The organism is Cellulomonas septica (assembly GCF_012396155.1).
GTDB classification, from domain to species: domain Bacteria; phylum Actinomycetota; class Actinomycetes; order Actinomycetales; family Cellulomonadaceae; genus Cellulomonas; species Cellulomonas septica.
Window position 1 is genome coordinate 1 of sequence record NZ_JAAXOY010000049.1, and the last position, 10,446, is coordinate 10,446.

Consider the following 10,446-nt stretch of genomic DNA (forward strand, 5'->3'; position numbering starts at 1 on the left):
ATCTCGGCCGTGCCGGGGTCCCGCACGATGACCCACACCACGAGCCCGACGGTCGTCACCACGACGAAAACCACCGCGAAGACGACGAGGAGGACGGCGCCGAGCAGGCCGACGAGGGTCCGGCGTCGACCCCGGGTTCCGGAGGTGAGGCTCACGAGGAGGAGTATCGGCACACCCGCCGACACGCGTGAGCGGCGGTCCGACGGCCGGTCCCGCCGCTGGTCAGCGCACGCTTTGCCGCGCGGCGAGCACGCCAGGTACCCTGTGCTGCACTTGGAGACGTCGCATAGCCAGGTCTAGTGCGCGACCCTGCTAAGGTCGTGAAGGGGCAACCCTTCCGTGGGTTCAAATCCCACCGTCTCCGCTCCCAGTAGTTCGTGTAACTACTGCCAGTGGTTGTGGTTAACACCCGTCCGGGGTCTCTCCGGGCGGGTGTTGCTGTTTGTGGGGTGTGACCTGTGTCTTTACTAGCACGTTACCGTGCTAGTTGGTGGTGTTTGCCTGTGGAGCTGGCATGTGTGGGCACGCCTTGAAGCCCGCCGACCTGGGGTGGTTGGCGGGCTGTGCGGGTGGTGATGTGTGGTTGTACTGGGGTGGGGGTCGGCGGGCGGTTTGGTGGCGCCTGGTGCCGTTGGCGGGTTACGTCCGCAGCGGTGTTGGCGGGCTCGGGATCCCGGTTTCGTGGCCGGCTGCGGTGGCTGCAGGGGCCACCGGGTTGGCGCTGTCGTGGATGACGGCGGCGTACCGCGCCATCTCCCGGTCAAAGTCCACCATGGCCGCGCGACAGCGGCGATGCTTGCCCACGGTGCGTTCTGCCGGAAGCAGGCCGGCGTCCGTCCATCGCCGGACGGTGTCGATCGAGACCGAGAAGCGCGCCGCGACCGGCTTGACCGACAGCAGGTCCTCTGCATCATTGCCTCGGCTGACCACAGCCACACCCTAGAGGCCAGACACGCATGACATGTGACCAGTGTCACAGCGACCGTGAGTGACAATCGATACTCGGGCGGGAACTCACAGGTGGTGTCGCACAGCGGCCCCTCCGCTTGACACGGCGATTGGCCGCGGCAGTCGGAGTTGCGGACGGCGGGCGTAACGGTCGCTGTCCGCTACCCAGGTAGTTCCGATCAGACTGGAGGAACGATGAGGAGAGCTGGAGCCGCGTTCGCCGCGGTGGTGCTGCTCACGATCGCGGTGGCGTCGCCTGCCGCAGCAGTCGTCAGCAAGTCCGGCAGCAAGACCTGCTACGCCCCGAACTCGAACTCGTACACAGTGGGCCTCGCGAACGGCAACGTGAACATCAAGGGCCCCGGCGGCACCACTGCGTACTACGTCGGCGACTCCACCTGGGTGACGCGGACACGCGCTGGCGCCTACGGCGGTGGCAGCTGGTTCGTGAACTCCGATCGGTCGCTGAATGACCCCGGCACCTACGCCGGATGCACAGGAGCGGTCTGACCGTTGCGAACGACGATGCGTGACCACGTCCGACTGATCGTCGTGGTTGGCGCCGTCGCGGCGCTGACGGGGTGCACTACCCCGTCAGCGCCATCGCCGGAGCCGACTGTAGGGACCGCCACACCCACAACGGGCGCTGAAGGTGCACCGGTCTACCCGGCCTACGAGGGGTCGTGGGACGAGTGGTCGCAGGACTTCATGACCTGCATGCGGGACGAGGGATGGCAGATCGAGCCTGGTGATCCCAACGATGGCATCAGCTTCGAGTACGGCGTGGTCGACGACGACCAGATGGACTCGTTGATGGCGTCGCAGGACACATGCAACATGTCCGTCGGTCGGATCGTCGCTCCCGAACTCGACGACGCGGCACTCACGGAGTTCTACGGCCGTTTGGTTGATCACTACGACTGTCTGGTGGCAGCGGGTTTCAGCGCTGAGGCGCCTCCGACAGTCGAGGTGTACATCGACCGCCAACGTTCCGGCGCGGCGACGTGGGATCCCATGAGCGGCGTCCCGTCGGAGGACTACACATCGGCCCTGTCTGCATGCCCGCGGCCGGTATTCGGGCAATGAGTCGCGCATGGCGAGCTCGTGCGGCGTGGGCGATCAGCCTCGTCGCGGTAGGAGCCCTCGCGTTCTGGGCGGGGGGCCGGTTCGCCGAGTCGCCGCCGGCCCCCGCGGCCGAGCCGACGGACGTCGCGTACGAGGTCATCGACGGACAGGTGGGCTTCTCCCAGAGCTTCGCAGGGCGTGCTCAATGGGACCGGTCGCCCGGGACACCGGCGGCGGTCAGTGGAACGGTCACGTCGGTAAGTCTCCCCGCGGATGGCGTGGTGAGCGCAGGACAGGTCGTGATGACGGTGAACCTGCGCCCGGTCGTCGTCGCGCAAGGCGCCGTGCCGGCCTTCCGGGCGATGCAGCGCGGCGACCGAGGCCCAGACGTCGCCCAACTGCAGCAGCTGCTGCGGCAGCTCGGGTACGCCGCGCCGGAAAGCTCGGCATACGACGCAGCAACGACGTCCGCGGTTCGCTCGTGGCAGCGCGCGACCGGCTTGCCGGTCGACGGCGTCGTAGCTGCGGGTGACGTGTTGTTCTTGCCTACGCTGCCAGGTCGGCTCGCTCTCGCCGAGGACGTGCGTGTCGGTGCAGTGGTCGCGGCCGGCGAGGCGTTGTTCGACGTCCTGTCCGCAGAACCCAAGGTGACGGTGACTCTTGACGCTGCTCAGGTTGCGACCGTGCCGCAGGACGCGGCAGTGACGGTTCGAGTCGGCGACCGCCGATGGGAGGGCGTCATCGCGAGCTCTACGACCGTCGATGATGGCTCAATGGTGCTGGCCCTCACAGCTGTGGACGGCACGCCGGTGTGTGGAGAGGACTGCGCCGCGATCCCTCCGACAGGGGTGCTCAACGTCTCTGTGGACGTCATCGTCACCCCAGCAACTGACGGGCCGGTCGTACCGACCTCGGCCGTAAGAACGACGCCGTCAGGTGCAACGGTCGTCAGGGCGGCGCCCGATGGCCAGGAGAAGCCCGTGGAGGTGCTGGCGAGCGCTCGAGGACTTGCCGTCGTCGAGGGCGTCGAGGTCGGCGACCTCATCCTCGTTCCCGCTGCCTCGGCGGGCGCGTGATCAGCGTCGACGCGTTGGCGTTCGGCTACGGGCCGCGAACCGGGCCGGTGCTGCGCGACTTGACCTGCAAGTTCAGCGAGGGGGCGCTCACGACCATCACGGGGCCGTCGGGCGGGGGGAAGTCGACGCTTCTGTATCTGCTCGGGCTGATGCTGACGCCGACGGCCGGAACGGTGGTGCTGGACGGCGTGGCGACCGCGCGCCTGCCCGATGGTGAGCGAGCGAGGTTGCGGGCAACACAGATCGGATTCGTGTTCCAGGACGCGGTTCTCGACCCCGCGCGAACAGTGCTGGACAACGTGATGGAGGGAGCGCTGTTTACGGGTACCTCACGTCGTGTGGCGGAGCGCCGAGCGCGTGACCTGCTCGGGGCGCTCGGCGTTGAGCATCGACACGACCATCGGCCCGGTCAGATCTCAGGAGGGCAAGCGCAGCGCGTCGCGCTGTGCCGCGCTCTCGTGAAAAGCCCCACGATCATCTTGGCGGACGAGCCGTCTGGCAATCTCGACCCCGCATCTGCGGACGTCGTGTGGGACACCCTCCGGGAACGTGCCCAATCCGGAGCCACGGTCATCGTGGCAACGCACGACCCTCTGCGGGCACCCACCGGGGACGTCCGGGTGCAGCTGTGACCTCGCTGCGGAGTCTGCTTGGCGAATCGGGACGGGTCGCGTTCGCCAACCGTGCCAGCTCTCTCGTCGTCGTCGCCGTCACGGCAGCAACCTGCCTACTCGCGCTTGCGACGGCCGGAAGGTCGGCGGCGACTGAGTCGGCCGTCGTCGCTTCCATCGACCGCGCGGGTTCGCGTCTCATCGTGGTGACCAGCGCCTCCCCAGAAGACCGGCCACCCCCGGACGTCGTGCGCCGCGCGACGGCACTCGCGGACGTCGACTGGGCGCTCGCTGTCGGACCGGCGATCGACGTCCGCAACGCCGCAGTGTCCGCCGCCGCTGCGGTGCCGGCACGAGCGATGTACGGCGACCCGCCCCCAGACTTGCGGCTGTTGGCCGGGCGATGGCCAGCGAAAGATGAGGTCATCGTGAGCTCAGCCGTTGCGCCGCAGCTCGGCCTGACGGCCGCCGCAGGCTCCCTCGTCGCTACCGACGGGAAGGGCAGCTGGGACGTCGTCGGCACATTCGAAGCGGAGGGCGCTCTGACCGATCTCGATCGAGTCGTCCTGCTCGGCCCAGACCGCGACCAGTCGGTGGGAGTCTTGTACGCCGTAGCCAGCACCCCGCAGAGCGTCGCGCCCGTGTCTCGGCTCTTGCGTCAGATGGCTGATGTGCGTGACCCGACGACGCTGAGCGTGACAACGTCCGACGAGCTCGTCGAGCTATCCGCGGTGGTCACCGGGCAACTCGGGGTCGTCGCTCGGCAGCAGGCTTCCGGAGCGATGGCTGCTGGCCTGATCTTCACTGCGGTGACGTTGTACGCATCGATCGGTGCGCGGCGACGCGACTTCGGACGCCGTCGCGCGCTTGGAGCAAGCCGGTCGGCGCTCGTGCTTCTCGTCATCGGCCAGGCGATGTGGCCCGCGCTGGTCGGCGTCGCCCTCGGAACAGCCGCAGGGCTCGCCGCGGTCGCCCGAATCACCGGCGGACAACCTCCCGTGCCCTTCACAGCGGCGGTGAGCGTGCTCGCGGTCATCAGTGCGGTTGTCGCGAGCGTTCCCGCTGCGCTTGCGGCGGCCATGCGGGACCCGGTGCAGATTTTGCGGGTGCCGTGATCGTCTGCCGCTGATCCGGGGCGCTAGTCGACCCAGCGGGCGCTAGTGATCGCTTGGAACGCGGTAACTGTCGGCTCGTTGATCTGCAGGTCGGGGATCGCCATCGAAACCTGCTCCCAGGAGAGCAACTGACCGGTGCCGGCGTCGATCACCAAGACCAGCGACTGATTGGCTCCGGCCGGGTCGGGTGGCACGGCGACTGCACGGCCGGAGCGTCCAAGACGATCGGTGACCTCGCCGAGATCCGCCAACGCCGGTTCGGCGGCGAGCATCGCCCACACGGTGGCGCTCAGGTCGGCCGGCACGACCCAGCGGCCATACAAGTCCGCGACTGCCGCGCCGAGGCAGGACGCGGCGGCGATGTCGGACGCTCCGCACAGTTCCGGACCGCCTTGCGACGCGGTGAGGCTTTCTCGCAGCAGGTGCGGATCTCGAGGCAGGTTCGCGGCGTACGCCGCGTCGAACGTCCCCGCGGGTAGTTCGTCTCCTGAGTGCGCACCACCTACGGGGTAGCGGTCGGGATCGATCACCCGTCCGTCCGGCGAGAGTGCCGGTGCGCGTGTCTCCTGACTGGAGAACGAGCCGTCCGGGCCGATCGTTGTCGCCTGCCGGGTGGGGGCGAGCTCGACCTCTCTGTTGCCCTCGTCGTCGACGACAGTGTTGATGTACCAGGCGAACGACAGGACTTGCTGCGCGCCGTAGCCTTCTTCGACGGGTTGTCGACGTGCTTCTGCGGCGATGGCACGCAACGCCTCCGAAGCTGGCGGAGCACTGCCGGCGGCAACGGCCTGAATGTTCGACATTGAGTACGTCAGCATCGGCGGAGCAGCAAGCGCGGGTGCCTGCGCACCGCGCACGACGAATCCTGCGACCGCCACCGCCGTCACGACGCCGAACGCAATCGCAATCCGCACGGGCAGGCGAATCCGGCGACGGGACGCCGAGACGCGGTCCTGACCGCCTGCGACGATCCGACGCAGGATCGCCTCGTCCCGCGCCGTCACCGGGTCGAGGTGGACGTGCACTTCGACTCCGAGCACGTCGCGCAGGCGCGCGACCTCGTCCTCAGCTCGACGTTCTGGATTCATGAGCGCACCTCCTCACCCTGCTCGTCGAGGTTGCTGATTCCGGCAACGAGGCGTTGCCGCGCACGCGTCAGGCGCGAGCTCAGCGCTGTGACAGAGCATTCGAGAGCGAATGCAGCCTGTTGCGGTGTCAGGTCCTCCCACACCACGAGCGCCATCGCCTCACGTTCGCGGAAGGGCAGGGCAAGAAGCGCCCGCTTGACGTGGTCGTCGCCGACCACACGATCGGCTGGATCAGGAGGATGCGACTCGGACGCCATCCGTCCCGCCCACCGCAGCAACCGACCACGGCGCACCTGGGAGCGGACGTGATGCGCCATCACGTTGTGCGCGATCCTGAACAGCCACGCGCGCCTCACGCCGTCGGCAGCGGGAGCGTCGGACCACTTGCGCCACACGATCGTGAACGTCTCGCTCACTACGTCGTCCGCGTACATGTCGCCCACGGAGCGGCAAGCGAACCTCCGAACACTTGCCACGTGCTGGCGAAAGAATCCTTCGAAGGAGTCGACGTGGGTGCGGTCGCCGAGAGTCACCGCACCCCCATCACTCAACTAGCACGTTGCCGTGCTGAGGATACGGAACGACGCCGCACCGGCGGTGGTCGACGCGACCATCGCACCCGGCGCAAAGCACTTCGCCGTTCCCGTGCCACCTGCCCCGGAGTACACGACGGCGGCGCGAGCCGAGCGATTCCACACGGACTTCGCCGTCGAGATACCGGTTGACGACACGGACGTGCTCGTCGTGCTCGCGAACGTCCCCGCGTACCCGGTTGCCCCCCAGACACAGAATGCCGCGGCTGCGCACTGCGATGTCGACGCTGGTGCGATGTCGCTTGCCACGGCAGGAACTCCCGCCGTGGCGAGCAGTGCGGCGGCGGTGATTGCGATGAGGCCACGATGCGCTGTCTTCACGCGTACATGATCGGGCATCCGACGAGCGCCTGTGACCAGGAACGACATCGCGACCGAGGTCGTGCCCGCGGTGGCGCTCAGCCGACTCGTTCAGCGTCGGCTCTCAGCTCGAATACCTGCGCCCAAGTACCTGATTGATCCGCGCGGTGGTGCCGGCGATAACGAGTGGCGAGTGCAGCGAACCGTGACGTCTATCAAGCGTGTCGACGAGGACCGAGTGATCCACTGAAAAGTTCGCACCATCGCGTCCGAATGGACCCCGACGACAACCAGGGCGTTGGACTTGCAAGCCGGTGCGGAGGTCGCCAGGCCGGCTCGCCCTGACCGCCCTTCGCGTGGTCCGGGAGCACGGGTTCGTGTGTCGCTGCCCTATCGCGTCCGGACGCGGACGTACGCGTGGCGCCTTACGAGGTGCCCGACCCGTCGCCATGGGTGCGGGTGCAGAAGCTGCCGGTGGAGTGACTCGTCGACGTTGAAGTAGTCGTACAGCCCCCCGCTACGAAACGCGACGCGGAGCGTCCGTGCTGCCGAGTCGTAGCCGACGGCGTGCAGGTTGTCCGAGACGACGCGGGCCATTTCCACTGCGCTGCTGGCTGAACTCGAGCAGCCTTCCGGCGGAAGCGCTGTCGAACAGACGCCGTTCCTGTACACCGGCGGGCTCGACGACCGGACTACCGACTGGACCCTGAACAGTGTCCGCTACTATTCCGCCAAAGAAGGGCGCTGGACACAGCAGGACGTCATCGACGCTCCGCTCGATCCCATGAACGGCAACAGGTACGCCTACGCGGCGAACGACCCGATCAACTTCGTTGACCCCACTGGAGAAGTCTCATCGTGTGGTGCCGTCGCCGTGGGGCTCGGTGCGGTGGCGCTGTTGTCGGGTGGTGTGGGGCTGGTTGCTGCGGCGGGTACGACAGCAGCCGCGGCGACGGTAGCAGGGGCTGCTGGCGCGCTGAGCTTCTCGACGGGTGTGCCGGCGTTCGCCCTCACGCTGCTTGTCGTCTTCGGAGGTGGATGTTGACGACGGCAGCTACCGCGTCGGCGATAGTGGCGGCGACAGCGCTCGCCGGAATGCTCGTCTGCTTGGCGATCATATTCGCGAGTCGAGAAAAATCGACTCCGAGAATGCGCACTATCCGCACGGCGGGCATCACCTTCGTCATCATCGGCGCGATAGCATTGCCTATCTATTTGTTTGCTGCGTCTTCACCAGCGTGTTGTTCCTGCTCTTCGTTCTGTTCCCTGTCGGCGCCATCGCCGGATTCATCTTCTGGCGCCAGGATCCCGACTTTCCCATCCAGCTGAAAGTCGGCGTGGTGGTGCTCACGATGCTGGCGCTCCTCGGCCTGATCATGCACATGTCGCGTCGGCGTGACGAGACACCCCCCTGACCCGTCCGGGGTCTTCTCCGGCGGGTGTTGCTCGCCTCAGAGGCGCTCCGTCAGACCGGTCGGTGTCAGGAGGTGCGTGCCAGCGTCCAGCTGCCTCTTGACCCAGGCGGGCCGGCGGTCGGGAGCGAGGTCGTGGATGCGCGCCCAGCCCTCGGCGAGGGCTCTCGCGCAGCCAGGCGGGCTGGTGGTCGACGTCACGCGGGTAGCGGTGCTGGTCGGTGACGTAGGCGACCGGGTCGACGTCGGCCGTCCACCCCGGCTCCTCGTCGTACTCGAAGCGTGAGGTCACCGCGGCCGGGGCGGTGATGGTCATGACAAACGTGAACCAGGTGCCCGCGCCGTCCCGGTACATGACGTCGCGCAGCTGCTCGACCAGGTCGTCGACCTCCTCGGGCGGCAAGGGCTGCTCGACGGTTCCGTCGACGGTCACGCGCATCCGGACGCTGCTCACCGGTGCCAGCACGATGGCGCGGAGCTCGATGGTCGTCCAGCGCGGGTCGGCGGCGCCGTGGACCGACCGCGCGATCGCCTCGATCAGACGCCCCTGGGCGACGAGCGGCGGCAGTCCCTCGACGTCAGTCGACGTCATTCTTGAACACCTGCCTCTGCCAGGTCGATCGCGCCGGGGTGCGTCGACATCGCGGGCGCCCCCGAGCGGACAGTCGAGACGAACGCGCCGACCATGGCGGGTGCCTTCAGGACCGGGTGCTCATCCTCCGGGCAACGACACGAACGGACGACCCGCCGCAACCGGAGCTGTCCGTCGGACGGGGCCGCGCCGGCCGCCGGAGCTCAGAAGTGGCGTGCGCCGGTCTCCGCGTGGCCTGCGGAGCCCCGGGACGGTCGTGCGTCCCGTCGCGCGTCAGGCGACCGCGGCGGACAGCCGGGCGACCTCGTCGGGCGTGAGGGTCAGTGCGGCCGCCTGCGCCGAGTCCTGGATCGACTCCGGCCGCGACGCCCCCGGGATGGGGATGACGACCGGCGCGAGCGCGAGCTCCCACGCGAGCGTCACCTGGAACGGCGAGACCCCGTGGTCGGCCGCGACGTCGAGGAACGCGGCGTACTCCTCGCCGAGCTCGCCGGACCGCGCGAGGGAGATGCCGCCGAGCGGGCTCCACGGCAGGAACGCGATGCCGAGCTCGGCGCACAGCTCCAGCTCGGGGAGCGACGAGCGGAAGCGCGGCGAGAACTGGTTCTGCACGCTGACCAGGCGACCGCCGAGGATCTCGTCCGCCTCGCGGATCTGCGCCGGGTCGGCGTTCGAGATCCCGGCCATCTGGATGACGCCCGCGTCGAGCAGGTCGCGGATCGCGCCCACCGAGTCGGCGTAGGGCACCGCGGGGTCGGGGCGGTGGAACTGGTAGAGGCCGATCGCGTCGACGCCGAGCCGTCGCGCCGACTCCTTCGCGGCCGCCTTCAGGTACGCGGGGTCGCCGTTCTTCGTCCACGTGCCGTCCCCGGGACGCAGGTGGCCGCCCTTCGTCGCGACCAGGACCTCCGACGCGTCACCGCCCCAGGACCGCAGGGCGCGCGCGATGAGCTCCTCGTTGTGGCCGACCTCGTCCGCGTCGCGGTGATAGGCGTCCGCCGTGTCGATGAGCGTGACGCCGGCGTCGAGCGCGGCGTGGATCGTGGCGATCGAGCGCTCCTCGTCGGGGCGGCCCTCGATGGACATGGGCATGCCGCCGAGCCCGATCGCGCTGACCTGGCGGTCGCCGATGCTGCGAGTCTGCATGGGTGCTGTCTTCCTCTGGTCCGACGTCGTGGTCGAGCGGGTCGCCCGGATCCCGAGCGTAGGTCGGGCCGGCGGCCGCCGCCGGTCCGTCGGGCGCCTCGGGTGTCCTTGCCACGCGCAGCGGGCGGACGGACACTGACGGGATCCCGCTCGTTCGGAGGTGGTCGGCGTGCTCGACTCGTCCGCGTTCCCCGACGCCCTGCCGGTCCTGTCGGCCGGACGCCACCGGCACCCGCGCGACGGCGGCTGCGCCATGGAGTGGGCGAGCCTGCTCGCCGGTGAGCGGTGGAGCGACCACCCGGCGTGCACCGACCCGCTCCTCGCGCACCTGACCCGGTCGGTCAACGACCTGGTGGGCGACCGCGCACGGACCGCGCTCGCGCACCTCGTCCCGACGCTCGTGGGCCTGCGCGGCGACGACGCGACCTGGGCGCTGGAGGTCGCGTCCGTCGCGGTGCGCCACGCGCTGCGGCGGGCGCGCCCGGCCTACCGGCGTGACC

General features: G+C 68.8%; 14 protein-coding genes, 1 tRNA gene and 1 pseudogene. 9 read left to right on the plus strand and 7 right to left on the minus strand.

What is annotated here, in order from left to right:
- Positions 1-275: 275 nt before the first annotated feature.
- Positions 276-364: transfer RNA gene (locus HGA02_RS03840), tRNA-Ser, on the plus strand.
- Positions 365-639: 275 nt separating this feature from the next.
- Here HGA02_RS03840 and HGA02_RS03845 read toward each other — a convergent pair.
- Complete coding sequence (locus HGA02_RS03845; RefSeq protein ID WP_343035253.1) at positions 640-936, minus strand: MerR family DNA-binding transcriptional regulator; 297 nt, start codon at positions 934-936, stop codon at positions 640-642.
- 207 nt (positions 937-1,143) lie between these two features.
- Here HGA02_RS03845 and HGA02_RS03850 point away from each other — a divergent pair, with 207 nt between their 5' ends.
- The 5 genes from HGA02_RS03850 (at position 1,144) to HGA02_RS03870 (ending at position 4,815) form a co-directional block, all read left to right on the plus strand.
- Complete coding sequence (locus HGA02_RS03850) at positions 1,144-1,458, plus strand: hypothetical protein (RefSeq protein WP_168677756.1); 315 nt, start codon at positions 1,144-1,146, stop codon at positions 1,456-1,458.
- Between the two features lie 15 nt (positions 1,459-1,473).
- On the plus strand, positions 1,474-2,034 hold the full coding sequence (locus tag HGA02_RS03855; RefSeq protein WP_168677758.1) for a hypothetical protein: 561 nt from the start codon (positions 1,474-1,476) through the stop codon (positions 2,032-2,034).
- Between the two features lie 260 nt (positions 2,035-2,294).
- Entirely contained in the window at positions 2,295-3,089 is a 795-nt protein-coding gene (locus HGA02_RS03860; protein WP_168677760.1) for a peptidoglycan-binding protein, read from the plus strand.
- Positions 3,086-3,721, plus strand: a complete 636-nt coding sequence (locus HGA02_RS03865; RefSeq protein ID WP_168677762.1) for an ABC transporter ATP-binding protein — start codon at positions 3,086-3,088, stop codon at positions 3,719-3,721. The genes HGA02_RS03860 and HGA02_RS03865 overlap by 4 nt, the downstream gene beginning before the upstream one ends.
- Positions 3,718-4,815: an FtsX-like permease family protein gene (locus HGA02_RS03870; protein WP_168677764.1), complete on the plus strand. Its 1,098-nt coding sequence runs from the start codon at positions 3,718-3,720 to the stop codon at positions 4,813-4,815. Before HGA02_RS03865 ends, HGA02_RS03870 begins: the two co-directional genes overlap by 4 nt.
- A 23-nt stretch (positions 4,816-4,838) precedes the next feature.
- On the opposite strand, the gene HGA02_RS03875 is transcribed toward HGA02_RS03870, so the two are convergent.
- The 4 genes from HGA02_RS03875 to HGA02_RS21795 all read right to left on the minus strand — a co-directional run bounded on the left by HGA02_RS03875 (position 4,839) and on the right by HGA02_RS21795 (position 7,393).
- Positions 4,839-5,903: a CU044_5270 family protein gene (locus tag HGA02_RS03875; protein ID WP_168677766.1), complete on the minus strand. Its 1,065-nt coding sequence runs from the start codon at positions 5,901-5,903 to the stop codon at positions 4,839-4,841.
- On the minus strand, positions 5,900-6,436 hold the full coding sequence (locus HGA02_RS03880; protein WP_168677768.1) for a sigma-70 family RNA polymerase sigma factor: 537 nt from the start codon (positions 6,434-6,436) through the stop codon (positions 5,900-5,902). The genes HGA02_RS03875 and HGA02_RS03880 overlap by 4 nt, the downstream gene beginning before the upstream one ends.
- A gap of 18 nt (positions 6,437-6,454) precedes the next feature.
- Entirely contained in the window at positions 6,455-6,865 is a 411-nt protein-coding gene (locus tag HGA02_RS21790; protein ID WP_425483024.1) for a peptidase inhibitor family I36 protein, read from the minus strand.
- Positions 6,866-7,186: 321 nt separating this feature from the next.
- On the minus strand, positions 7,187-7,393 hold the full coding sequence (locus HGA02_RS21795; protein WP_168677772.1) for a KTSC domain-containing protein: 207 nt from the start codon (positions 7,391-7,393) through the stop codon (positions 7,187-7,189).
- Between HGA02_RS21795 and HGA02_RS03895 the strand changes: the two genes are divergently transcribed.
- Positions 7,371-7,841: an RHS repeat-associated core domain-containing protein gene (locus HGA02_RS03895; RefSeq protein WP_168677774.1), complete on the plus strand. Its 471-nt coding sequence runs from the start codon at positions 7,371-7,373 to the stop codon at positions 7,839-7,841. The genes HGA02_RS21795 and HGA02_RS03895 overlap by 23 nt on opposite strands.
- Complete coding sequence (locus HGA02_RS03900) at positions 7,831-8,211, plus strand: hypothetical protein (protein WP_168677776.1); 381 nt, start codon at positions 7,831-7,833, stop codon at positions 8,209-8,211. Before HGA02_RS03895 ends, HGA02_RS03900 begins: the two co-directional genes overlap by 11 nt.
- Here the strand turns inward: HGA02_RS03900 and HGA02_RS03905 are convergent.
- Both HGA02_RS03905 and HGA02_RS03910 read right to left on the minus strand, forming a co-directional pair.
- The gene (locus HGA02_RS03905; RefSeq protein ID WP_168677778.1) at positions 8,171-8,800 is read right to left on the minus strand and encodes a hypothetical protein; all 630 of its coding nucleotides are present in this window, start codon (positions 8,798-8,800) and stop codon (positions 8,171-8,173) included. The genes HGA02_RS03900 and HGA02_RS03905 overlap by 41 nt on opposite strands.
- A gap of 273 nt (positions 8,801-9,073) precedes the next feature.
- Positions 9,074-9,946, minus strand: coding sequence for an aldo/keto reductase (locus HGA02_RS03910; protein ID WP_168677780.1), 873 nt, complete (start codon positions 9,944-9,946; stop codon positions 9,074-9,076).
- A gap of 169 nt (positions 9,947-10,115) precedes the next feature.
- Between HGA02_RS03910 and HGA02_RS03915 the strand changes: the two are divergent.
- A pseudogene (locus HGA02_RS03915) lies at positions 10,116-10,446 on the plus strand (hypothetical protein); the annotation flags it as partial.